Below are 23,653 nucleotides of genomic sequence, written 5' to 3' on the forward strand. Positions count from 1 at the left end.
ATCACCGAATATCCCTGGCCGGTAAACACCATGAATGTAAAAGCCATCTTGAACAATAGGCTGACACTTGTTGCCTTCAATATGAAAAAAATGCGTTTTAAGGCGCTATGTGCACCGCTGGTCTTTGATGGCCACATTGTGACGTTATATCATGAAGTGCATTACCTTAAAAATAAAAAGAGAGTTGCCTTATCCATAAGCTTAAGGGCAAAATAAAACAAAAACGTCACAAGGAGATATAAGTGAAAAATACAAAATTGACCTACAGTGTTTTTTCTTGCCTACTACTATTATTAATGTCGTGCTCACTTTTTGCCAAAGACACTATCCCTGAACCTTTAACACCATGGGTGTCTTGGGTATTGAAAGGCCACGAAAACCTATCTTGTCCTTTCATCAATAACACTAACTTTGCTGACAAGCAGAATCATATTTGTGCTTGGCCAAGTACGCTGGCAGTAAATGTAACAGACAGTTCAGCAACGTTTAAACAATCATGGCAGGTATTAACGAAAAGTATCATCCCTTTACCCGGAAATGATAATAACTGGCCACTTGGTGTGAAGGTTAATAACAAAGACTTTGCTGTATTTAGTTATAAAGGTAAGCCATCTATTGAATTAGTCAAAGGCACTTATGTTATAGCAGGCCAATTTGAATGGTCAAAAATACCGCAAAGTATCGCTATCCCTGAACAATACGCCTTCGTTAAAATGACAATTAATAACCAAGTCATCGCCTTTCCTAAAATAGAAAATAATGAGCTATGGTTACAAAAGTTTGAAACGAGCCAAGAGCAACAAGACTCTCTTGATATAACGGTTGCAAGACGAATTGCAGACGGCGCTTATATAAAGCTTGAAACCTTCATTAGTATCAATGTGTCAGGTCAAATGAGAGAAGTAAAACTCGGCAAGGTACTGCCTGAAGGGTTTGAACTGATTGGCATTGAATCACCTGTTTCCTCATTTTTAGATGGTGACGGTATCTTGCACGCTAAATTGAAACCCGGCAGTTGGGAAATAAAGGTGCTAGCTTATGCACCCGCTACTTTATTAACGTGGCAAAAACCTGAACAATCTCATCATTGGCCAAAAGAAGAAATTTGGGTTTTTGAAGGGCATGAAAACTTGCGACTGGGTAAAGTTGAAGGTGCAAAAATGGTTGATAGTAGTCAAGCAAATATGCCCAATGCTTGGTATGAGCTACCGAGTTATTTAGTTAATAACGACGATTCACTGCGTTATGATATTCAACATAGAGGAAAGCCCTTACATTTAGAAAATCAACTTAACTTGAAACGCACCTTATGGCTTTCATTTGATCATTCAACTTACACCTTTAATGATGATATTAATGGCGCAATGATCAATGATTGGCGTTTAAGTATGAAATCTCCTTATTTATTAGAGTCTGCAGAAGACCAAGATGGCTCAGTATTAATTACTACCAAAGAACCCAATGAAAGGGGCATCGAAAATCGTTATCCACAGGTAAAAATTGAAGCAAGAGGTATTATCAACTCAGCCAAACAACTACCTGTTAGCGGTTGGAATAACGATTTTGAGCGGGTATCATTGAAGCTAAATTTGCCTCCAGGCAATAAATTGTTTGCCGTGTTTGGAGCCGATACCGTGTCAAACAGTTGGTGGTCAAGTTGGTCAATTTGGGCAAGTTTTATTGTTTTATTATCTTCTTTAATGGCGAGTCGATTGATTAATGTCACCGCAGGTATTGCCACTGCGGTGATGCTGCTTTTTATATATCAAGAAATAAACGCGCCTGTGATCGCCATTCTTAATTTACTTTTAGCGATCGTTATTAAAAAGCATCAACCCTTTGAACGCATGAAAGTCTTAGTTAAGGCTTATTGGGGGATTAGTATAACGGTTGCTATTGGCGCGATATTATTATTTTCTGCAACCCAATTACGAACCGTGATACACCCTCAGCTGGAGTCACGCGAATCAAGTGCAGACAGTTATAGAGAACGTGCAGTTGTACAAAACAAAGAAACACAGATGAGCAGAAAGCGCAGTGATGTTATCTCCTCAGCAGATCTAATGAGTGCACCTGTTGAAAGAATCATAGTGTCAGGTAGTCAAGTGAAAATGGCTGAATTAATGATGGAGCGTTATCAATCTGATGCGTTAATGCAAGCTGGCTCTGGTATTCCAAGTTGGCAGTGGAATAGCTATCAAATTAATTGGAATAGTCCTGTTGCTAAAGATCAAACGTTCGAGGTGATTGTTTTATCAAAAACCATCTATAGGTTTATTAAGATACTGGGTATATTGTTGACTTTGATTTGGCTGTTTTTAATATTAAAAGAAGTCATTAGCGAGGCATACACTAAAATTAAACCTCAGGCAGTCGCGAGTTTGTTGGCTTTATTGTTCTTAATGCCGAGTTATATACCTAATGTTGAAGCCGCCGACTTCCCCAGTCAAAAACTCTTAGATGAGCTTAAGGTAAGGCTGACAGAAGCGCCATCGTGCGTGCCTGATTGTGTTGCTATCAATAGATTACACGTTAGCATTGATGAGAAAGAATTAACCTTGGTGTTATCTGTTCATGCTAATACTGCTACTGCGTTAGCTTTACCCAAGTCTGAATTTTGGCGACCAGAAAAATTATTACTAGGTGAGACTTCAGTTGAAAATAAAATTGAAAGCTTAGTTAACTATAAAGGTTGGGTATATATTCCTATTGCCCAAGGATTATCTACCATCACCTTGCGGGGGCAGGTTGCTCCCGTTGATGAATTCCAACTTGAATTTAAAGATAAGCCTAAGCATGTTAATACATCCTCTTCAGCCGCTTGGCAAATTGTTGGTCGTCAAGCTGACCGGTTAACTGGCAATACCTTGGCCTTTTTAGCAACCAATACCGATAAAAAGGTAAATGAAAATCAGCAAATTTCAACTCGTTATAGTACACAGCCCTTTGTTAAAGTGACTAGAGAACTGACTGTTGACCAATTATGGACGATACGCACTAAGGTTGAACGTATAGCGCCGAATACCGGTTCAATAAATATTAAGGTTCCTTTAATAGCAGGTGAAAATATTACCAGCGCAGAGGTTATTGTTGAAGATAATCAAGTGGCAGTTACTTTACCCGCTGGAGTTAACTTTTTTACCTGGACTTCTATCGTTGCTCAACAGCAAGACCTTCGTTTGCACGCTAAGCCTGAACAGCCGTTAATTGAGCTATGGCGAGTGATTGTTAGTCCTGCGTGGCATGCAAATCTTTCTGGATTACCAATAATTCTAGAAGACCAAGACAATAATGATTATTATCGTTACTCTTTCTATCCATATCCCGGAGAAAGCCTAGATCTCACCATTACCCGACCTGTTCCAGTAAAAGGTGACGTGTTAGCCATAGATTCAGTAAATTACACCATTGAGCAAGGCACCCGTACTTCAACGTTAAGTTTATCTTTTGATTATCGAAGTACACGTGGTGGCGAGCATATTATTGAATTGCCGTTAAGTTATCAGTTAAAAGAAATTAGAACGGATAACAAACTGATTAACCTTCAATTAGAAGACGATAAACTGGCAATTCCAGTACTGCCTGGTAAACATAATGTCCAGATACTGATGCGTGCCAGTGTTGAAGAAGAATTGTTGTTCTCTGCGCCAAAAATAAACTTAAATGCGCCAATAAGTAATATTACCAGTATTATTAATTTGAGTAGTCAGCGCTGGATACTTTCTGCTAAAGGTCCTCTACTGGGGCCAGCCGTACTTTATTGGGGGGAGTTGTTAGCTTTTATTTTATTAGCTTTACTCGTCTCAAGAGTGAATTTTTCACCCTTAAATACAGTGAGCTGGATAATCTTAGGCTTTGGCTTAAGTTTAAGTAATTGGGGAGTGTTGATGCTAATGGCGCTGTGGTTTGCTGCTATCACTGCTAGTACTTATCGACCAAAAAATATTAATCGACTTTCATATAATGCATCGCAGGTTTTATTATATCTGTTATCAATTGTCGCCATCGTGTCGCTTTTACTTGTAGTTCCGGCCAGCCTGTTGAGTTCGCCTAGTATGGGTATTGAAGGTAATTATTCATACGGTAACCACCTGCAATGGTTTTCAGATAAATCGAGTGGTTTGTTACCCCAAGTATCTGTGGTGAGTATCTCAACCATTTTTTATAAAGGTATTATGTTGGTTTGGGTTATTTGGCTGAGTTTTGCTTTTTTAAGTTGGATAAAATGGGCTTGGAAAGCGCTTGGTCAACAGGGCTATTGGCGAAGTGAACTCAGTAAGCAACTAGACGAAAAATAATAGCTCGTTGCAACAAAACTAGATCTATTTGAAATATTAAATGAAAATTTGATTAGATCTAGTGCTTTCATTGGTAACGGCAATAGGAAGTGTTTATTATGTAACATTTGGCATTTGCCACCCATTATTGATTATTTAACGCGGAACTTACATGAATTTAGAACAAGCTTTATTGGTAATCGCTACTGCACATGGCAACGAACTACCTGTTGAAGCGCTAGAAGCAGTTAAAATGAATTGGTCAGTGTTTTATCCTGATTTAGAGCGACTCATCGATCAATTTATTACCGATGATACTTCGCTTACCGATGAGCAACAGGCGATTTTATTTTTCGGCACCTTATTACTAGCAGAATTAAAATATGTTCCCGCGTTGTCAAAATGTCTGCAGTTATTCTCGCGCAGTGATTCCTTTTTAACTCCCCTTGAAGGGGTTTTTGGAGATGCTCTTACTGAATTAACGCCAACCTTATTTTATAATGTGGCAGATGGTAATACACAAGTATTGTCTGATTACATTGTTGATGGTCATCAAGCGATGTACTGCAAAGCTTCTGCTATTGAAGCGGTGTTTGCTCAATACGAAGTGGGTGTCATTGATAAGACCGAATTAAGTGAACATGTAACTCGCTGGCTAGCAGCCTTTTTGGCTTTACCTAATCCAATCAGTAGTTTTTTAATGAGTGCATTAGCCGATTCTTGTATTGAATATCAACTTGATAATTTCAAACATCAGTTTGTAGAATTATGTGATAAAGACTTATTTGACGAAGACCGCTTTAAAAAATCTGAGGTAAAGGCCTGGCACAGGGGAGATGCACCTAAGCTGATAGAGTCTGGTATTATTCAGGCAGAGTTTAGTGTCGTTGATACGTTAAAGGCATGGATTGATGATGACTCTGAAGATGAACTAATCGACACACTTCCAAGTGAAGACCATGATATATTTGAGTCGTTAATGGCTGAAGGTGGTTTATTAGCTAATATCCTTTATGACGAAAAAACAATTTTAGAGAACAGCGTACCGGTGAGTTCATTAGCTATGGCTGGACGCAACGATCCATGTCCTTGTGGTAGTGGCAAAAAATATAAAAAGTGTTGCTTACAGTAAAATACAGAGCAATTAAATCCGTACCTACATTATCTCGTCAAACTAGAAAAACCGCTCATTGAAAGATTAGCGGTTTTTTACTTTCTTAAGGGAATATTTCATTAAAATTAATCGCTATATCAGTTATCTTTTTGATGCTTAATTTTATCAGTAAATGACATAAATCTGTCATCACCAATGTAAAAATCAACATTTTATTAACAAATTTCGTTTGACGCGTCTTTGTTGCTTGCACATTTATTTTTTCTCAATACAATCAATGACAATTAAAGTTTATAGTGAAAATAACATGAAAAAATTAATCCTAGCACTTTGTTGTGCTTTGGTAAGCTTGTCTGCAAGTGCCTTAACTACGCTTGAAGATGTTAAGTCTTTTACCTTAGACAACGGTATGACCATCATCGTATTAGAAGACCATTCTATCCCTAATGCCAACATGTATTTATTCTGGAAAGTAGGCTCTAGAAATGAATATCCTGGCATAACGGGGCTTTCACATTTTTTTGAACACATGATGTTTAATGGTGCAAAAAAATACGGCCCTAAACAGTTTGACCGTGTAATGGAAGCTGCCGGCGGAGCTAATAACGCTTACACTTCGGAAAACATTACCGCTTATACTAATTGGTTCCCGGTTAGTGCAATAGAAACAATTTTCAGTTTAGAAGCCGATCGTATTGAAAACCTCGCTATTGATGAAGCTATGGTAGAAAGTGAACGTGGCGTAGTGACCTCTGAACGGTCAACTCGGTTAGAAAATTCAAACTTCAGTAAACTGCATGAAGAAGTAAAAGGCGTCGCTTTTCGAGCACATCCATACAGTTGGGGGGTTATCGGTCATCAGTCAGACATAGATAATTGGTCGATTGAAGATCTCAAGGCCTACCATAAAACGTATTATGCACCGAACAATGCTGTTGTGGTTATTAGTGGTGATGTCACCTTAGCGCAAGTAAAAAAACTCGCAAATAAACATTTTGCACCGATCAGCGCACAATCAAGCCCAAGAAAAGTACATACCGTTGAGCCTAAGCAACTCGGTGAGCGTCGAACATACGTGCAAAAGGAATCTTCAACCTCTGCCAATGTATTATTTGCTTTTCACGTACCAGAAACTCGCCATGCAGATTATTATCCATTGAAAATGCTTGCCTCTATTTTGGGTGATGGCCAAAGTTCTCGTTTGTCTAGAAGTCTGGTTGATGATAAACAAATAGCAACAAGCGTTTCTACTTATATGCCGGATTCATTTGATCCAAATCTATTCTATGTTTTCGCTACCGCTACCAGTACGGTAAAAGCGAGTGTGCTTGAGCAAGCGATGGTGGCAGAAATTAATAATATTATTGTTAATAGCGTTACTGAGCATGAGCTCACCAAAACCAAAAATATTGCTCAGGTAGATTTTTATCGCACGCTTTCCACAATCAATGGCAAAGCAAATACGTTAGGGACATATGCGTTATTTTTCGATGATTATTCGAAAATGTTTACGGCAATTTCAGACATGAACAAAGTGTCAGTCGAAGACATTAAGCGTGTCGCAAGTACCTATTTAATAAAGTCGAACCGCACGGTTGGCATTTTAGCTGCTGAAGAAGACAGCAGCGAAGGAGATTTATAGATGAAACATTCCATTTTATTTATTTGCAGCTTTATCCTGACATTAAGTCATCCAGTATTCGCTGAATTTACTTTACCCGATTATCAAAAGCTGACATTGAAAAATGGCTTAACCGTTTATTTGATGGAACAACATGAAGTCCCTTTAGTCGATATTAGAGTGGTGACTAAAGCTGGCGCAGTTAATGACGGTGACAATTATGGCTTAGCGAACTTTACGGGTACTGCGCTTGGTTTTGGTAGTAATAAATTATCAAAAAAAGAAATTGAAGATTTATTTGATTTTCATGGGGCTAACTTTAGCAACAACGTTGGTATGGAGTCATCTACGTTAAGCTTATCTATTGCCAGTAAAGATATTGATGGATTGTTGCCAGTATTTAGAGATATTTTATTAGCGCCAAGCTTTGAAAATGAAGAATTTATTAAAGAGAAAAAACGTTACCTTGAAAACCTAAAACAAAGTAGGGAGCAACCCGGGCGAATTATCGGCGGTGCATTTAACCAGCTATATTTTCAACAACATTTATTAGGAAACCCTGTTGATGGCAATATTTCAACTATCGAAAAGCTTTCTCTTAAACAAATAAAAACTTTTTACCAGGCATTCTACTCAGCAAATAATAGCGCACTTATAGTTGTTGGCGACTTTAATAGCAAAAGTATGGAAAAAAAGATTAATGATTTATTTTCAGACTGGCAAACTAAAAATATAAGTGCCCCTAATTTAAAGAGCTTTAAAGCTCCTGAAGAATCAAACGTATTGGTTGTTAATAAAAGTGATGCTAACGAAAGTACTTTTATCATAGGTGGTAAAGGGATAGCGTCTAATCATCCTGATATGGTTGCCATAAAAGTGATCAATACTATATTGGGTGGTAGATTTACCTCGTGGTTAAATGACGCATTACGTGTTAATTCGGGTTTAACATATGGCGCGAGAAGTCAATTCAATAGCTACTCAACCGCGGGTACGTTTGTTATATCTACTTTCACTAAAAATGAAACAACCTTTGAAGCCATCGATTTAGCGCTAAAAACCTATGACAGGTTATGGGAGCAGGGTATTGATAAAGATACCTTAGAATCTGCTAAAGCTTATGTTAAAGGGCAATTCCCTCCAAAATATGAAACAAGCCGTCAACTGGCTGGTTTACTAGCTACTATGTGGGTTCAACAGCTTGATAATACTTTTATTAACGATTTTCAAAAAAATGTTGATGCGCTAAATGTCATCAAAGCAAATGAGATTGTTAAAACTGTTTTTCCAAGAGAAAACTTACAGCTAGTCATTATAGGTAAGGCTGACATCATTGTTGAAAAAGCAAAAAAATACGGTAAGGTAAAAGAAGTTGATATCAATACGGTTAGTTTTTAGATGTGTAATAAAAACGCATAACGCTAAAATTTTTAGCATATAAAATTAAGTGCGCAGTACTATACTGCGCACGTTGTAAACAGAGAGAACCCAACGAGAACAGCAACCATCGCTTTATTCAATAAGCCTCAATTATTGATAAAAAAACACTGAAAAATTGATCACACTGGAGTATTATTTTTAATGGAACTACAGATAAATGTTATAGATGCATTCACTGATGAGACGTTTAAAGGCAACCCCGCGGCTGTCATTATAACCTCAGACTGGCTGACTACAGAGCTTATGCAGTCTATTGCTATCGAAAATAACCTTTCAGAAACTGCCTTTGTTAAACAAATTAATAATCAAACGTATGAAATACGGTGGTTTTCACCGATAACCGAAATTGATTTCTGTGGGCATGCCACGCTAGCTGCTTCATTCGTTATTTTTGCTAAAGATAACACAATTAAAGAAATTAACTTTTTCGCAAAGGCCGTGGGCGATCTGTCAGTTACAAAAACCCCCGATGGCCTTATACAGATGTGTTTTCCCAATAAAGAGCCTGCTGTCGTAAATGAAATTCCTGAGGCGCTATTAAATGGTTTGTCGATTAATCCCATCGACGTTTTATTAAATGACCAAGCGTATTTTGTTATTTACAAAAATGAAAGTGATGTGCTCGCTGTTATAGCCAATAGTGACGAATTAAAGCAGCTTGCTCCTTATGATGTAGTGGTGACATCGACATCAACAGAGTTTGATTTTGTCTCTCGTTACTTTTGGCCTGCAAATGGTGGTGATGAAGACCCAGTAACGGGTTCTATTCATACTGGATTAATGCCTTATTGGTCTAAAAAGTTAAACAAAACCGACCTCATAGCTTACCAAGCTTCTAAGCGAGGAGGAAAACTGATGTGCCGCATAGAAGGAGATAAAGTTTATATCTCAGGTAAAGCGGTGCAATACTTAACGGGTACAGTTACAGTGTAGCGTTATTGTTCAGTGGAAAACTTAGATTAACACTCCCATATCAGGGTCTAAAAAGTTAAACAAAACCGACCTCATAGCTTACCAAGCTTCTAAGCGAGGAGGAAAACTGATGTGCCGAATAGAAGGAGATAAAGTTTATATCTCTGGTAAAGCGGTACAATATTTAACGGGTACAATTACAGTGTAGTTTTTAGAATCTAGCGTTTTAAAAGAGCAAGGGCGCTTTACGCTATTGTTCAGTGGGAAACCTAAACTTAGACTAACACTCTCATACAAGGGTCTAAAAAGTTAAACAAACCCGACCTCATCGCTTACCAAGCTTCTAAGCGAGGAGGAAAACTGATGTGCCGCATAGAAGGAGATAAAGTTTATATCTCAGGTAAAGCGGTGCAATACTTAACGGGTACAGTTACAGTGTAGCGTTTTAGAAAATTAAGGGCGCTTTACGCTATCGCTCAGTGGAAATTAAAAATCACTCTCCCTTTAAGGAATCTCATGTTAAAAACACCGATAAATTTATTGAATAAGTTCACTCGTTTTTCTGATCAATGGTCACCAAGAGTGGTTGCCCAAATGAATGACTATCAATTTAAATTGGCTAAAATTCAAAATGAATTTACTTGGCACTCGCATCCAGACACCGACGAAGTTTTCCTTGTTATAGAAGGTGCTATGAGTATTGAGTTTAGGGATGGCAAAGTGGACCTTCTTGCGGGTGAAATGTATGTTGTGCCAAAAGGCGTTGAACATAAACCTCATGCAAAAGATGAATGTAAAATAATGCTTATAGAACCTTGTGGTGTCGTTAATACCGGAGATTCACCAGGAGAGCTTACCGCTCAGAATGATCTTTGGGTATAAAGTATATAGCGATACTTTTACTTTGCTAACGGGCATTTTTACCCTATTGGCTTTTGTAGGTGCCGCTCTCTAAACTGTTAGCACAGAACATTGCAACGCTAATAACCTCTAGTGTAATCATCATAGGTTTCACAATGTTACTTATGCGATATAAAACTTATACTATCAAAGCAAAAATGTATTTCCGTTTAATTTTAGCAATGGTGGTGCCGCTAGCTTATACAAGAACAAATATTCCATATAAGTTGTGCTAAACCTAAGTGGATAGATCTTATTCTCTTATTGATACGTATATAGAAAAAAAGTTGATTTGATAAATATATGTTGATTAATTTAATTGGTTTTAATGTTTCATGGTTTGGCTTGGTTTATTGGGGTAATAATTTTATTCCATTCGCCTTTATGCTTCTACTTGCCCACTTGTTTTTTCAATCTAAGAATTATAAAGAATTGTTGTTAATCTTGTTGGTCAGCGTCATTGGTATTGGTGTTGATTCATTATTACAGCAGCTCAATATTTTCATTTTTATTGAAAAAGCTCATATTCCTTTTTGGCTGATGATGTTGTGGGCTAGTTTTGCCGCCACCATTTGTCATAGCTTACAATTTTTAGCTTCTTCTAAGGTCCTTCAATTAGTGATAGGAGGATTAATATCACCATTAAGTTATATTGCTGGTTATAAATTATCAGCGGTTGATTTTGGTTATTCTATGCTTACAACTTATACCCTTTTAGCGTTGGTATGGGGGACATTGTTTATTTTGTTTTTTTATTTGAAATCAAAAATTATTACCCAAGAGGTAAATCATGCTTAAATTTTATGCTCGATTGATCGTTATCACCATGTTACAACAATTTATTACCGTTCAAGTGTTAGCAACTGATGATATCAAGCCAGACACATTAAATAATATTCTTACAGAGCAGGTTTATATACCTGTTGGTCAAACAACTTTTTCTGTGCTTTTTTGGGACCTGTACAAAAGTAAATTACTGACAACTTCTGGAAAATATCCTATTGAGTTAACAGATGAAAAATTGTTATACCAGATTAACTATTTGACCGACATTTCAAGTAAAGACTTAATTGAACGAACAGTCGAGCAATGGCAGCATTTAGGTGTACCAAGAAAAAACTTTGAAAGCTATGTACCTATGCTTGAAAAAATATGGCCTGATATTAAAGAGGGCGATAGTTTGTCTTTATATGTCAGTAATAATAAGAGTACTTTTTATTTTAATAACGAGCTTATTGGTGAAATTGAACAGCAAGAATTTAGTCAACTTTTTCTCGATATATGGTTATCAAAAAATACCAGTGAACCTAAGCTTAGGCTTGAATTATTAGGAATTAACAAAGATGAATAAATATATAAGAACTCTAGCTTTTATTACCACAAGCTTATTTATTTCTAGCTGTTCGGTAGAGTTAGAGGAATACAAACCAGTAGCTAAGCCATTTGATATAAAATCTTACTTTGATGGTAAGGTTATTGCTTGGGGAATCGTTCAAGATTATACCAACGAAGTTAAAAGACGTTTTTGTGTCGAAATTGAAGGAAGTTGGCAAGAAGATCAGGGTGTACTTGCAGAAAAATTTTACTTTGATGACGGTGAAATAAGCTATCGTAATTGGCAATTGACTAAACTATCTGATGGAAGTTATGTTGGCGGTGCAGAAGATGTTGTCGGTGAGGCTATTGGCAAGCATCAAGGTTTTGCTTTTCAGTTTCAATATACATTATCGTTAAACCTTGATGGTGACATAATGGAAGTTGCTATGGATGATTGGATGTATCAGTTAGATGAAAATAAGGTCTTTAACAAAACAGCTATGTCTAAATTTGGTGTTCAGGTTGCTGAAATAACATTGTTTTTTGATAAGGAAACAACAAACCAAAGCTGTCAGTCTAATTAAGTTATTGTAGTAGGTCAGTTAAAGCGGCTTCAATTTTATTATGTTTAAAAACGAAACCGCTATTTAATAGTTTTTGTGGTACTACATTCTGTCCATACAGCAACAACTCTGCCATTTCACCAAAAATAAGTTTAAGTAGGGGGGCTGGCGTAGTGAAAAGGCTAGGACGATGAAGTGATTTTGATAAAGCCTTTGAAAATACTTCATTGGTTACCGCATTAGGAGATGTCATGTTTACTGGTCCTGACAAGTTGTCATTATCAACTATATGTAATATTGCAGAGACCATATCGTCAATGTGCACCCAAGACATAACTTGATCGCCCTTACTTATCTTCCCGCCAAGACCTAATTTGAACGGTAATAACATTTTAGCTAAGGCACCAGAACTCTTATCTAATACTATCCCGGTACGTAATAGAGCAACCCTAGTATTTGCTGAACAAGCAAGTAACGCTTTTTCTTCCCACTTTGCACAGACTTCATGAGTAAATTCTTGATGAAAATCTTTAAAGGTTTCATCAATGGCTTGACTGTTTTGTCGACCATATATACCAATTGCACTGCCAGAAATAAGCAAACTTGGTGGTTTTTCTGCGATAGAAATTAACTGTGCTATTTCTTCAGTAATATCCCATCTGCTTTGACAAATTCTATTTTTTTGCTCTTGTGACCAACGCTTGTCAGCAATAGGCTCGCCGGCTAAATTAATAACAATATCAGTGCTTTCTATGTTGGTAAGTAAAAGTTTATCAATAAACCGGACTTTTTTGTTTATGACTGAACTCGCAGATTTAATATTTCGAGTTAACACCGTAATCGTGTTTTTGTCCGTATTTATAGATTTAATCAATGCTTGGCCAATGAGGCCAGTTCCACCGGTAATAAGATAATTCATAGGTACATCCAATGATTAGAATAACTAAATTAATACGTAGTATTAATCTTATAAGATCATTCAAAATTGTTTTAATATTTTATCAAAATATTGTGAACTTTGTCTTTTTTATGCGTGATTTGAAATGAAATTAACTCAATAAGCTTATAATGGAAGCCAAGTGAAATATTTTAAAGTATTAACAGTAGCCATTATAAATATGTTTTTTCTACAAGCTTGTAATGATGGTAAAGCAACAGAGACACAAAAAGAAAAAATAACAATTGTTGATGCTGCTATTAATAATAGCAGTTTTACTACATTAGTCGCAGGACTTCAGGCTACAGGAATAGATGCAATATTATCTAACACCAAAATATCTGTTGGTATCGATACCGTAATTCTTGACTAATAGGTCGTATTACATTTTCTAATTAGTTGATTTTACGCCCCAGCCTATGGGGCTTTTTTTTGCTTATTCTTTACTTTTAAGTGATCGATTATCTGGCCATTAACGTACAACAAAACATGACGATAACAGTTAATCTTTATCGACACGACATAGTAACTCTGACTAAGACATAGTTTTACCTTTTAATGCATAACCTATTTATATGCATATTTTTATGCCCCAGCTTATGGGGCTTTTTTTTGCTTATTATTTACTTTTAAGTGATCGATTATCTGGCCAATAACGTATAACTAAATATGACGATAACAGTTAATATTTATCGACACGACATAGTGACTCTGACTAAGACATAGTTTTACCTTTTAATGCATAACCTATTTATATGCATATTTTTATGCCCCAGCCTGTGGGGCTTTTTTTTGCTTATTATTTACTTTTAAGTGATCGATTATGTGCTGGCCATTAACGTATAACAAAACATGACGATAACAGTTAATCTTTATCGACATGACATAGTGACTCTGACTAAGACATAGTTTTACCCTTTAATGCATAACCTATTTATATGCATATTTTTACGCCCCAGCCTATGGGGCTTTTTTTTGCCTGTTACTTATCTTTATGTGATCGATTGCTTGTTTTTTAACGTATAACAAACAATAACGATAGGAATGAACAATTAATTTCTATCGGCTTTGATTCAAGCATAGTGGCCTGACTAAATGTAGTTTACCTTTGATTCATAGGTTACTTATATAGATGTTTTAGCAGCGGCTTAGATGATTTTTTATATAATTGTGATCATTTTTTGTTCATGCACGTATATATTAATAAGATAATAGAAGTAATAAATATATGAAAATAACTACAATCAATCTACCTGTTTTTCCTTTGCCTATATTCCTTCTACCTGAGGGAGTTACCAAATTAAGAATATTTGAACCGCGCTATTTAAAAATGGTGGGTATTGCTTCTAAAAATGGTGGCTTCATTATATGGTCGAAGAATAGCAACAATGATATTTCAAATTCATTGTGGGGAAGCTGGGTCGAAATTATTAATTTTGATCAAGGAGATGACGGAATATTAGAAATTGATGTTAAATGTAAATCATTAGTAGAAATTAATACGTTAACCTTGGATAGCGATAAATTGTATTTTGGTGATGTAAAGCAAATTCAACATTGGTCACAATCTTCAGTCGATACTTCACTCTCTGAGTTGTCAGAGTCTTTAGCAAACGTATTCACGAACAATCCGGACTTAGATGATTTATATCAGCAAAAGGAAATCACTCGTCCAAGCTGGGTTATTGCAAGATGGCTAGAGTTGTTACCAATAGATTTAGACATAAAAGCCACATTTGTTATTGATCATGATTTTCAAGCAGCAAAAGAATTGGTTCAATCTGTTATAGATAAATAAATATAAATATAAATATATTAATTAATTAATTAGTGATCTTTACTCATTTGTAACCGTATAAGCATCTAAATATAATAAAAGCGGTGATAGAAGTGATGCAAACTAACTTGCTAAGCACAGTGACAAGTGTTAAATCTAGTAACATGACAGAAAAAATTAATCATCCTCAGCTTTGTCAGTGGCTTAACGACGTAGCATGCACAAGAGATAAAAAAGCATTCACCGATTTGTTTCAATTTTTTGCACCTAAAATTCAACGAATTGCCCGGGGTAAATTCCCTAATGAAGCTCAAGCTAGCGAAGTGGTTCAAGAGACCATGAGTAATGTTTGGCGCAAAGCACATTTATTTGATAAAGACAAAGGAGCCGCTACGACTTGGGTTTATACAGTCATGCGAAATGTCACTTTTGACATGTTACGTAAGATCAAGGGCAACAAAGAAGACAACCTCAGTGATGACATTTGGCCATTAGCAGAAAGCCAAGTGAGTGAAGAAGAATCATTTGATGATCATCTTGAAAATAAAGAGCTTTTATCAGTAATTGAAAAATTACCAGAAGCGCAACAGCAAGTTGTTAAAGGTTTCTATTTTATGGAAATGTCTCAAGAACAACTAGCGAACCATCTAAACCTACCTCTAGGTACTATAAAATCTCGTTTGCGTTTAGCTTTAGCGAAACTCAAAGTGCAGTTAGGAGAAAATCATGATTAAACATCACCCGAAATTTGAGTTAATACAGTCGTTTGTTAATGGTGATTTACCCGCTTCTTTGTCTGCAGGTATTTCCATTCACGCTAGTATGTGTCCAACTTGCCAACAGAAAATATCACTGTTGACTGACCAAGTAGCAGAATTGAATTTTGATGAGTCAGCTACAAATATCACTCACAGTGGTGGCGATTTAGTTGTTGAAGGTATTCTAGCGATAAATTTTGATGACATGATTAATAGCATCACAGATTCTGATGCGATTGATGTTATGCAACCAGTTGAAACTAAAACAATCAGTTTTAAAGATAAGTCTTATCAATTACCTAGCGTATTGAATAATATGATGTTGGGAAAAACAGCACATATAGGTAAATTAGCAAGAAAACGTGTACAGCTTGATGAAAATGAAATTCATACTAATTTGTTGCACATGGAGCCAAGCGGCTCTGTTCCACAACATACCCACAAAGGTTTTGAGTTAACGTTATTATTAGAAGGTTCTTTTCATGATGAAAAGGGTGAATATGTAAAGGGTGATTTTATTATGCTTGATGGTGAACATCTTCATAATCCAATTTCAAGCAGTGGCTGCCTTTGTTATACTGTAGCTAATGACGCAATGCATTTTACACAGGGCATTAATAAATTGCTGAATCCAATAGGTTCCTTTATCTATTAGGTAAGCAGATGTTCTAACATTTTTAGGGAAAAATATGATTCACTCAGTCGACAAAGAAGATTTACTTATTGGCATTAGTGCTTGTTTGCTTGGCGAGAAAGTTCGCTTTGATGCCAGTAACAAACCTTCGACTTTTTGTATAAAAGAATTTAGTAATCACGTAACGTATAAATCTTTTTGTCCTGAAGTCGCAATAGGTTTACCGATTCCAAGGCCGACAATTCGTTTAATAAAAAAGGACGATGTCATTCATGTATCTCGTCCTGATGGCAGTGGTGATGTTACACAAGCACTTCAGCTTTACGGTGAAAAAGTCGCTAAAGCGACTAAAGATTTAAGTGGGTATATTTTTTGTGCTAAAAGTCCCAGTTGTGGTATGGAAAGGGTTAAAGTTTACAATCCAGGCGGTCACGCGTTACCATCTGACGGCATAGGTGCGTTTGCTAAAGTTATTATGGAAGCTAACCCACTACTGCCTTGTGAAGAAAATGGCCGCTTAAATGATATGGTGCTTCGTGAAAACTTTGTCGCTCGTGTATTTGCTTACAAGCATTGGCAAAACCTCATTGCTACAGGGCTAACTAAACACAAATTAACAACATTTCACAGCAAATATAAGTACACAGTAATGAGTCATGATTTAATTGCTTACAAAGATTTAGGTCGATTGTTAGCGAGAGCGGATATGCCGCTTGCTGATATGGCTGACGAATATATTTTAGGGCTAATGACTGCACTAAAAATAAAAGCGACTCGTAAAAAACACGCAAATACTCTTGCTCATATTCAAGGATATTTTTCACAGCATCTCAAAGCTAATGAACGACAAGAGCTTTGTGATCAGATAGATGCTTATCGTGAAGGACTTGTGCCATTAGTTGTTCCTTTAACGTTAATCAAGCATTACCTATTACAGTACCCTAAAGATTATTTAACAAATCAATCTTATTTAGCACCTTATCCTGATGCACTAAGGTTAAGATATTCATATTAATGCTTTTCAAATTAATTAAGTCATCGGCTTTACAGAATAGAGTACCAGTCAAAGGCCAGATGTTTATTTTATAAAATGTTGTACTATTTATAAAATAAAGCATCAGTCATTGGCTGTTTACCATTAGCAATGATTATAAAATTTGTTAAACGGGCAAAATTATTTTCAGTCAATGATAAAGGAATAAAATTTGTTACTTTGGTTTCGCAATGATCTTAGAAGTCATGATAATCCCGCATTACAGTATTTTTTAAAAAACAATCAAGATAATGCTCCCCTTAAAGCCGTTTTTTTCATCTCTGAACAACAATGGCACCAGCATGATTGGTCTGCTATAAAGATTGATTTTATAAAACGCCATGCCATAGCACTTCGCGAAGAGCTTCTGTCAGTTGGTATTGAGTTAGAATTAGTTGACGCCGCTACTTTTGAAGATCAGGTTTCATACTTACAAGCGCGTTGTGAAAAAGAAAATATCAATGAGATTGTTGCCAACAGTGAAGTCGAATTTAATGAACAAAAACGTGATAAAGCTATTGTTGCACTGGGTATAAAGCTCAGTTTATTTGAAGCTGATGTTATTGTGCCTAAGGGAAAAGTTCTTAATTTATCTAACCAGATGTATAAGGTTTTTACTCCTTTTAAACGTGCCTGGTTGACTTATGTTAAGCAACATAGCTTTGATTATTTAGGTAAAATAGAAACTAGTACCGCTAAAGTTTCATCAACAGATACTCTTTCTGATGCAAGTATATCTTCTGGTTGGCCACTGGTAGGTGACATTGAAAAACATGTACTTCCTACTTTCTTTAATGAAAAAATATCTGATTATCACGATCAAAGAGATATCCCTTCCATTAAGGGCACCTCGGGGTTGTCACCTTATTTAGCTGCTGGTGTCATTAGTCCCAGGTATATATTAAGAACTTTAATTAACGCCTACCCAGACATATTAATCGCTTCAGATAGTCAAGAATTTTCATGGTTAAATGAAATCATATGGCGTGAATTTTATAGAAATTTAATGTTTCATGAACAAAGGCTTTCTAAACACCAGTGCTTTAATGAGAAGTACCAAGGCGTTCATTGGCATTATGATAAAGGTTTGTTTGATGCTTGGTGTCAGGGTAAAACAGGATATCCGCTAGTAGATGCCGCCATGAGACAACTCAATCAAACGGGTTGGATGCATAATCGACTTCGTATGGTTGTCGCAAGTTTCTTGACTAAGCATCTATTAATCGACTGGCGTCTTGGTGAAAAGTATTTTATGAGTCAGCTAATCGATGGTGATTTAGCCTCTAATAATGGTGGCTGGCAATGGGCAGCAAGTACGGGTTGTGATGCACAGCCATACTTTAGAATTTTCAACCCGATAAGACAAAGTGAACGTTTTGATCCAAAAGGCATTTTCATCCGTAAGTATTTACCAGAGTTGGGAAGTGTTCCAGATAAAAATATTCACTTTCCGCATTTGTTTATAGAAAAAAACAAAAAAAATATTTATTGGCCACCAGTTGTTGACCATAAAGAAGCTAGGTTAAAAGCTCTCGCTTTCTATAAGGTATAACTGGCTTACTTATAATTTTAGCTAATCAAAATTTCTATGATTAGCTAATGCCATTACGGTAACAGCAATGCAAAATAATGCCCCACAGGATACATCAACCACTTCGCCGTTTTGGTTAAATAACTTTGTTAACGTTTATCAAACTCTTTCTACCGACAACCTAGATCTTCTTTCAAAGATTTATCATCGTGATGTTATTTTTATTGACCCCATTCATGAGCTTAAAGGCTTTGATAACTTATTTGAATATTTTCAAAATTTATATCAAAATCTATCGACTTGTGATTTTGTTATTACTAATATTATTGCTGAAAAAGATCAAGCTGCTATTTATTGGACGATGTCATATCAACACCCCAAGTTGAATAAAGGTAAACTTATCACTGTAATAGGCCACTCCCATATTAAAGGTTATGAAGATAAAGTCATTTACCACCGAGATTACTTAGATCTTGGCGCAATGCTTTATGAACAATTACCTGTTTTAGGTAAGCTAATAAAATTAATTAAGCAAAAGGCGGCAAAGTAATGGCAATTCGTACTGTTTTAATCACAGGCGCCACTTCAGGTATTGGCCACGCTTTATATGAAAAATATTTAGCGCAGGGTGACAATGTTATTGCTTGTGGACGTGATAAAAGTAAATTAGATAAGCTGTGCAGTAAGGCTTTTAAAACATTGGTATTCGATATGACCAAACCTGCCCAGATAGAGTCTGCTGCTGTTGATATCAAAGAAATCGATATCATGATATTAAATGCAGGCGACTGCCGTTACATCGACGATGCTAAGCATTTCGACGGCAAACTATTTAGTGATATTATTGCAACAAATTTATCATCATTAGGTGCTCTTTTAGAATTTTTCTTGCCGCTCACTAACAAAGGTGGGCAGGTGGTATTTGTTAGTTCTAGTGCAACAATCGTCCCTTTTCCAAGAAGTGAAGCATATGGTGCCTCAAAAGCAGGTATGGATTATTTAGCGAATAGCTTACGACTTGATCTGGTGGCTGAAAATATTGGTGTAACATTGGTACATCCTGGGTTTATCAAGACGCCTTTAACAGAAAAAAATACCTTCGATATGCCGTTTCTATTATCTAGTGAAGAAGCCGCTACACGAATTTTTAAAGGTGTTAACCGCCGAGCTAATTATTTGCACTTTCCAAAAAGGCTTACGTTGACCTTAAAGTTATTCTCTTTTTTACCTGCATCTCTTTGGCAATCAATTATTTTAAGGAAATAAAAAGCATGAAGCACATTGCTATTATTGGCTCTGGTATCTCTGGTTTAACCGCGGCTTATTTACTCTCAAAAAAGCACCAGGTAACTGTCTTTGAAAAAAATGACAAAATCGGTGGTCATACCGCCACAGTAGACGTTGAAATCGCCGATGAAACTTTTGCCATAGATACAGGTTTTATTGTTTTTAACAATAAAACTTACCCTAATTACTTGGCTTTATTGTCAGAGATTGGTATTGGTAAACAAGCTACTGAGATGAGTTTTTCTGTTCATAACTGTCAAACAGGTCTGGAATACAATGGCCATAACTTAGATACTTTATTTGCGCAAAGAAGAAATATATTTAATCCAAAGTTCTGGTTTCTTGTTAAAGAAATATTACGCTTCAATAAACTTTGTAAAAGTATTTATCAGCACAATGATTATCAGGAAGGGTTAACATTAGGTAAATTTTTAACTGATAATAATTTCAGTGCATTTTTTGCTGAGCATTATATTTTACCCATGGCTGCTGCTATTTGGTCAAGTTCATTAGCGCAAATGGAAGATGTTGAATTTAAGTTTTTTGTACAATTTTTCCATAACCATGGTTTACTTAATATCGCTGACAGGCCTCAATGGTACGTTATACCAAAAGGCTCTAGAAGTTACTTAACGCCATTATGTGCGCCATTTAAAGATAATATAATACTTAATGCTGATATTTCAGGGATTACGCGTAGCAACGACAAAGTTCACTTGCACTTTAACGAGCGCGCTAGTGAGACCTTTGATGAAGTTGTTATTGCCTGTCATTCAGACGAAGCCCTTGCCTTGTTAAATGATGCAACTGATAATGAAAATAGTATCCTATCTGCTATGCCTTACAGTGCCAATTCTGTGATTTTACATACCGACAAAACACTTTTACCTGATCGCGAGAAAGCGTGGGCAAGTTGGAATTACCAGCTCAGTCAAGATCGCTCTAAGGCAGCAAGTGTTACTTACAATATGAATATTTTGCAAGGCATAGAAAGTCAGCATACCTTTTGTGTGACATTAAACCAGAAAGAAGATATTGATCCGAAAAAAATATTAAGAGAATTTACCTATCACCATCCTATTTTTTCTGCTGATTCAATCACCGCTCAAAAAAGCAGATCACTCATTTGTGGTGTCGATCATACGCACTTTGCCGGAGCTTACTGGCATAATGGCTTTCATGAAGATGGTGTTAGAAGTGCTGTAGAAGTGGCTAATAAATTTGAATGTTATATAGCACCTACTGTTAAAGGCTAAAAATGTCTGAATTATTCAACAAAAGCAATATTTATCAAGGTAATATAATTCACCGTCGCTTTAGTCCTAAGGCGCATAGTTTTGATTACTCTTTGTATATGCTCGCGATAGACGTTGATGATGTAGAAAATAATAGTAACAGTATGGGGATTTTTGGTTTTTCGTGGTTTCATCCTTTACGCTTTGTTGAAAAAGATTATGTCAAGGGTGAACTATCCTCTCTTAAGGACCGTATAAAACAAAAAGTTGTTCTATTAGATGGGCACAATGAGATAGCTAAAATTGTCATGTTGGTACAAGTTAGATGTTTTGGTATATATTTTAGCCCAGCTAATTTTTATTTTTGTTATAACGAAAAAAATGAATGTACTCAAATGTTAGCAGAGGTTAGCAATACCCCTTGGAATGAAAGACATTTTTATCTAGTTAATTTACTCAATAAAAAAACAGCTAATACCAGTAAAAAAGAGTTTCAGGTTTCACCCTTTATGGATATGGCAATGACATATTTTTGGCATGTAAAGCCGCCGTCATCTGAACACGATAAGCTACTGGTTAAAATTGAAAACAAAACAATTAATGAAGAGACAGGCGAAGTCAGTAAATTATTCGATGCCAGTCTTGTTATGAAAAAGAAGCCATTTACTAAGAAAAGTTTGTTGGCAATCTGGTGTCAACTTCCTGTAATGACAGTAAAAGTTGTTTGGGGCATCTACTGGCAAGCAGTAAGGTTGTTCGTTAAACGGATACCCTTTATTGGCTATCAAAAATCAAATTAATATATAGATTGTAAAATAAGATTAAGGAGTACCAAATGGAACAAATTGAAGGTGTTAGAACTTTGCAGACAGCGAATTGGATAGATAAGCGTTGTCGTGACATGGTTCATTCTGTCTTTTCGAAGTTATCATATGGCCAATTAGAAGTCGTGGAAGGAACAGAGCATAACATTTTCCCTGAAACACCAGGAAGTTCGCTACTCAAAGGAAAGATCAATATACATGATATAAGTGTTTACCGTGATTTTGTTAAAGGTGGCAGTATCGGTGTATCCGAAGCCTTTATCGAAGGAAAATGGAGCAGTCCTAATCTTACTAATGTCATTAGAATTTTTGCTAAAGCACAACAAGAAACTGATAGCCTTGAGTCAAAAAAGTCATGGTTAAACAAGTTTAAGAACAGCATAACGCATTGGCAGAATAGAAATACTCAATCAGGTTCAAAGAAAAATATTCTTGCTCATTATGACCTTGGTAACGAATTATATACGCGTTTTCTTGATCCAGAAATGATGTATTCGTCTGCAATTTATCCGACCAAAAATGCCACATTAGACGAAGCTCAACTCCATAAACTGGAAACTATTTGTCAGCGTTTATCTTTGTGTGAGAGTGATCATTTACTAGAAATAGGAACAGGTTGGGGCGGTTTAGCTATATATGCAGCACAAAATTATGGCTGTAAAGTAACGACAACAACTATTTCTGACGCGCAATTTAATTATGCCCAGTCGCGTATTGAGAAGTTAGGGTTACAAGATAAGATCACTTTACTCAAACAAGATTATCGCGATTTAACAGGATCATTTGATAAAGTCGTTTCAATTGAGATGATTGAAGCCGTAGGCTATGAATTTTTACCTAGCTTCTTTAAACAATGTAATGATTTATTGAAAAATGGCGGTAAATTACTTATACAGTCAATCACTATCGCCGACCAACGTTTTGATTACTATAGAAGTAACGTAGACTTTATTCAGCGTTATATTTTTCCAGGTGGTTTTTTACCTTCGGTAAATGTACTCTCAGATAATATTACCAAACATAGTAGTCTTGTTGTTGAACAGCTTGATGATATTGGTCTAGATTATGCGCAAACACTAGCACATTGGCGTGAAAAGTTTTTAGTTTCTTGGTCTGATCTTACTCAATTTGGTTATGATGAGACATTTAAACGTCTATGGTTATATTACTTTGCTTACTGTGAAGGCGCATTTTTAGAGCGTTCAACGAGTGCTGTTCATATAGTTGCGCGTAAATAATAAAGTGTTGCAAGCTTGCCTTATTTCTTAATATTAATTGAATCTATTAAGTAAAGTGCGGGCAGCCTAATTAATAAGTAACCTATTAAACAAAATAGGCAATAATGCCTATTTTGTTGTTATAACATGCCCCAACCAGTCAAATATTAACCGTAATTTCAATATTTATCCTCACATCAACAGCTATATCGTAATACAAAGGTGTAACGGTGCCAATATTACTGTAAATTAGCCTATTGCTTTTACTTTATTGAA

The 23,653-nt window shown here is 36.0% G+C and carries 21 protein-coding genes and 1 pseudogene; 21 read left to right on the forward strand and 1 reads right to left on the reverse strand.

All coding sequences use genetic code 11. The features are described 5' to 3' along the window. Positions 1 to 242 precede the first annotated feature (242 nt). The 10 genes and pseudogenes from H4J75_RS15700 to H4J75_RS15740 all read left to right on the forward strand — a co-directional run bounded on the left by H4J75_RS15700 (position 243) and on the right by H4J75_RS15740 (position 12,165). Positions 243 to 4,298, forward strand: a complete 4,056-nt coding sequence (locus H4J75_RS15700; protein WP_310733769.1) for a hypothetical protein — start codon at positions 243 to 245, stop codon at positions 4,296 to 4,298. 151 nt (positions 4,299 to 4,449) lie between these two features. After that, positions 4,450 to 5,409 carry a DUF1186 domain-containing protein gene (locus H4J75_RS15705; protein WP_182217300.1) on the forward strand — a complete coding sequence of 320 codons (960 nt, stop codon included), beginning with the start codon at positions 4,450 to 4,452 and terminating at the stop codon, positions 5,407 to 5,409. A 289-nt stretch (positions 5,410 to 5,698) separates the two neighbouring features. Next, a complete protein-coding gene (locus H4J75_RS15710; RefSeq protein ID WP_182222659.1) occupies positions 5,699 to 7,033 on the forward strand; it encodes a pitrilysin family protein in 1,335 nt (444 codons plus the stop codon). After that, the gene (locus H4J75_RS15715; protein ID WP_182217297.1) at positions 7,034 to 8,410 is read left to right on the forward strand and encodes a pitrilysin family protein; all 1,377 of its coding nucleotides are present in this window, start codon (positions 7,034 to 7,036) and stop codon (positions 8,408 to 8,410) included. 183 nt (positions 8,411 to 8,593) lie between these two features. Beyond that, positions 8,594 to 9,385: a PhzF family phenazine biosynthesis protein gene (locus H4J75_RS15720; RefSeq protein WP_182222660.1), complete on the forward strand. Its 792-nt coding sequence runs from the start codon at positions 8,594 to 8,596 to the stop codon at positions 9,383 to 9,385. Between the two features lie 64 nt (positions 9,386 to 9,449). Further along, positions 9,450 to 9,572, forward strand: a pseudogene (locus tag H4J75_RS20525) (phenazine biosynthesis protein PhzF); the annotation flags it as partial. A 308-nt stretch (positions 9,573 to 9,880) separates the two neighbouring features. Beyond that, a complete protein-coding gene (locus tag H4J75_RS15725) occupies positions 9,881 to 10,246 on the forward strand; it encodes a cupin domain-containing protein (protein ID WP_182222661.1) in 366 nt (121 codons plus the stop codon). 321 nt (positions 10,247 to 10,567) lie between these two features. After that, the gene (locus H4J75_RS15730; protein WP_070373616.1) at positions 10,568 to 11,062 is read left to right on the forward strand and encodes a DUF2878 domain-containing protein; all 495 of its coding nucleotides are present in this window, start codon (positions 10,568 to 10,570) and stop codon (positions 11,060 to 11,062) included. Beyond that, entirely contained in the window at positions 11,055 to 11,615 is a 561-nt protein-coding gene (locus H4J75_RS15735) for a chalcone isomerase family protein (protein ID WP_182222662.1), read from the forward strand. Before H4J75_RS15730 ends, H4J75_RS15735 begins: the two co-directional genes overlap by 8 nt. Continuing rightward, positions 11,608 to 12,165: a DUF3833 domain-containing protein gene (locus H4J75_RS15740; RefSeq protein ID WP_182217290.1), complete on the forward strand. Its 558-nt coding sequence runs from the start codon at positions 11,608 to 11,610 to the stop codon at positions 12,163 to 12,165. The genes H4J75_RS15735 and H4J75_RS15740 overlap by 8 nt, the downstream gene beginning before the upstream one ends. A 1-nt stretch (position 12,166) precedes the next feature. Here the strand turns inward: H4J75_RS15740 and H4J75_RS15745 are convergent, their stop codons facing one another. Continuing rightward, positions 12,167 to 13,063: a TIGR01777 family oxidoreductase gene (locus H4J75_RS15745; RefSeq protein ID WP_182222663.1), complete on the reverse strand. Its 897-nt coding sequence runs from the start codon at positions 13,061 to 13,063 to the stop codon at positions 12,167 to 12,169. Positions 13,064 to 13,223: 160 nt separating this feature from the next. Between H4J75_RS15745 and H4J75_RS15750 the strand changes: the two genes are divergently transcribed. From H4J75_RS15750 to H4J75_RS15800, 11 genes are all read left to right on the forward strand, one after another. Further along, the gene (locus tag H4J75_RS15750; RefSeq protein ID WP_182222664.1) at positions 13,224 to 13,454 is read left to right on the forward strand and encodes a hypothetical protein; all 231 of its coding nucleotides are present in this window, start codon (positions 13,224 to 13,226) and stop codon (positions 13,452 to 13,454) included. Positions 13,455 to 14,309: 855 nt separating this feature from the next. Then, positions 14,310 to 14,879 carry an LON peptidase substrate-binding domain-containing protein gene (locus H4J75_RS15755; RefSeq protein WP_182217286.1) on the forward strand — a complete coding sequence of 190 codons (570 nt, stop codon included), beginning with the start codon at positions 14,310 to 14,312 and terminating at the stop codon, positions 14,877 to 14,879. A 143-nt stretch (positions 14,880 to 15,022) separates the two neighbouring features. Continuing rightward, positions 15,023 to 15,592 carry a sigma-70 family RNA polymerase sigma factor gene (locus H4J75_RS15760; RefSeq protein WP_404842425.1) on the forward strand — a complete coding sequence of 190 codons (570 nt, stop codon included), beginning with the start codon at positions 15,023 to 15,025 and terminating at the stop codon, positions 15,590 to 15,592. Then, positions 15,585 to 16,271: a ChrR family anti-sigma-E factor gene (locus H4J75_RS15765; protein ID WP_182222665.1), complete on the forward strand. Its 687-nt coding sequence runs from the start codon at positions 15,585 to 15,587 to the stop codon at positions 16,269 to 16,271. Before H4J75_RS15760 ends, H4J75_RS15765 begins: the two co-directional genes overlap by 8 nt. Positions 16,272 to 16,305: 34 nt before the next feature. Beyond that, a complete protein-coding gene (locus tag H4J75_RS15770; RefSeq protein ID WP_182217283.1) occupies positions 16,306 to 17,265 on the forward strand; it encodes a DUF523 and DUF1722 domain-containing protein in 960 nt (319 codons plus the stop codon). Between the two features lie 190 nt (positions 17,266 to 17,455). Next, positions 17,456 to 18,835 carry a deoxyribodipyrimidine photo-lyase gene (gene phrB / locus H4J75_RS15775; protein WP_182222666.1) on the forward strand — a complete coding sequence of 460 codons (1,380 nt, stop codon included), beginning with the start codon at positions 17,456 to 17,458 and terminating at the stop codon, positions 18,833 to 18,835. Between the two features lie 67 nt (positions 18,836 to 18,902). Beyond that, the gene (locus H4J75_RS15780) at positions 18,903 to 19,364 is read left to right on the forward strand and encodes a nuclear transport factor 2 family protein (protein WP_182222667.1); all 462 of its coding nucleotides are present in this window, start codon (positions 18,903 to 18,905) and stop codon (positions 19,362 to 19,364) included. After that, positions 19,364 to 20,080 carry an SDR family NAD(P)-dependent oxidoreductase gene (locus tag H4J75_RS15785; protein ID WP_182217278.1) on the forward strand — a complete coding sequence of 239 codons (717 nt, stop codon included), beginning with the start codon at positions 19,364 to 19,366 and terminating at the stop codon, positions 20,078 to 20,080. Before H4J75_RS15780 ends, H4J75_RS15785 begins: the two co-directional genes overlap by 1 nt. 5 nt (positions 20,081 to 20,085) lie before the next feature. Continuing rightward, positions 20,086 to 21,357 carry an NAD(P)/FAD-dependent oxidoreductase gene (locus H4J75_RS15790; protein ID WP_182217276.1) on the forward strand — a complete coding sequence of 424 codons (1,272 nt, stop codon included), beginning with the start codon at positions 20,086 to 20,088 and terminating at the stop codon, positions 21,355 to 21,357. 2 nt (positions 21,358 to 21,359) lie between these two features. Then, on the forward strand, positions 21,360 to 22,136 hold the full coding sequence (locus H4J75_RS15795; RefSeq protein WP_070373604.1) for a DUF1365 domain-containing protein: 777 nt from the start codon (positions 21,360 to 21,362) through the stop codon (positions 22,134 to 22,136). A gap of 35 nt (positions 22,137 to 22,171) precedes the next feature. Next, positions 22,172 to 23,398 carry a cyclopropane-fatty-acyl-phospholipid synthase family protein gene (locus H4J75_RS15800; RefSeq protein ID WP_182222668.1) on the forward strand — a complete coding sequence of 409 codons (1,227 nt, stop codon included), beginning with the start codon at positions 22,172 to 22,174 and terminating at the stop codon, positions 23,396 to 23,398. Positions 23,399 to 23,653: the final 255 nt, after the last annotated feature.

This window comes from Colwellia sp. BRX10-1 (genome assembly GCF_014077545.1).
GTDB lineage: Bacteria > Pseudomonadota > Gammaproteobacteria > Enterobacterales > Alteromonadaceae > Colwellia_A.

Excerpts from the sequence above, each read along its gene's own strand:
- H4J75_RS15740 (WP_182217290.1), top strand. The coding sequence starts at position 11,608 with ATGAATAAATATATAAGAACTCTAGCTTTTATTACCACAAGCTTATTT.
- H4J75_RS15780 (WP_182222667.1), top strand. The coding sequence starts at position 18,903 with ATGCAAAATAATGCCCCACAGGATACATCAACCACTTCGCCGTTTTGG.
- H4J75_RS15705 (WP_182217300.1), top strand. The coding sequence starts at position 4,450 with ATGAATTTAGAACAAGCTTTATTGGTAATCGCTACTGCACATGGCAAC.
- H4J75_RS15715 (WP_182217297.1), top strand. The coding sequence starts at position 7,034 with ATGAAACATTCCATTTTATTTATTTGCAGCTTTATCCTGACATTAAGT.
- H4J75_RS15720 (WP_182222660.1), top strand. The coding sequence starts at position 8,594 with ATGGAACTACAGATAAATGTTATAGATGCATTCACTGATGAGACGTTT.
- H4J75_RS15765 (WP_182222665.1), top strand. The coding sequence starts at position 15,585 with ATGATTAAACATCACCCGAAATTTGAGTTAATACAGTCGTTTGTTAAT.
- H4J75_RS15770 (WP_182217283.1), top strand. The coding sequence starts at position 16,306 with ATGATTCACTCAGTCGACAAAGAAGATTTACTTATTGGCATTAGTGCT.
- H4J75_RS15785 (WP_182217278.1), top strand. The coding sequence starts at position 19,364 with ATGGCAATTCGTACTGTTTTAATCACAGGCGCCACTTCAGGTATTGGC.
- H4J75_RS15725 (WP_182222661.1), top strand. The coding sequence starts at position 9,881 with ATGTTAAAAACACCGATAAATTTATTGAATAAGTTCACTCGTTTTTCT.
- H4J75_RS15735 (WP_182222662.1), top strand. The coding sequence starts at position 11,055 with ATGCTTAAATTTTATGCTCGATTGATCGTTATCACCATGTTACAACAA.
- H4J75_RS15710 (WP_182222659.1), top strand. The coding sequence starts at position 5,699 with ATGAAAAAATTAATCCTAGCACTTTGTTGTGCTTTGGTAAGCTTGTCT.
- H4J75_RS15760 (WP_404842425.1), top strand. The coding sequence starts at position 15,023 with ATGACAGAAAAAATTAATCATCCTCAGCTTTGTCAGTGGCTTAACGAC.
- H4J75_RS15790 (WP_182217276.1), top strand. The coding sequence starts at position 20,086 with ATGAAGCACATTGCTATTATTGGCTCTGGTATCTCTGGTTTAACCGCG.
- H4J75_RS15730 (WP_070373616.1), top strand. The coding sequence starts at position 10,568 with ATGTTGATTAATTTAATTGGTTTTAATGTTTCATGGTTTGGCTTGGTT.
- H4J75_RS15755 (WP_182217286.1), top strand. The coding sequence starts at position 14,310 with ATGAAAATAACTACAATCAATCTACCTGTTTTTCCTTTGCCTATATTC.
- H4J75_RS15745 (WP_182222663.1), bottom strand. The coding sequence starts at position 13,063 with ATGAATTATCTTATTACCGGTGGAACTGGCCTCATTGGCCAAGCATTG.
- H4J75_RS15795 (WP_070373604.1), top strand. The coding sequence starts at position 21,360 with ATGTCTGAATTATTCAACAAAAGCAATATTTATCAAGGTAATATAATT.
- H4J75_RS15800 (WP_182222668.1), top strand. The coding sequence starts at position 22,172 with ATGGAACAAATTGAAGGTGTTAGAACTTTGCAGACAGCGAATTGGATA.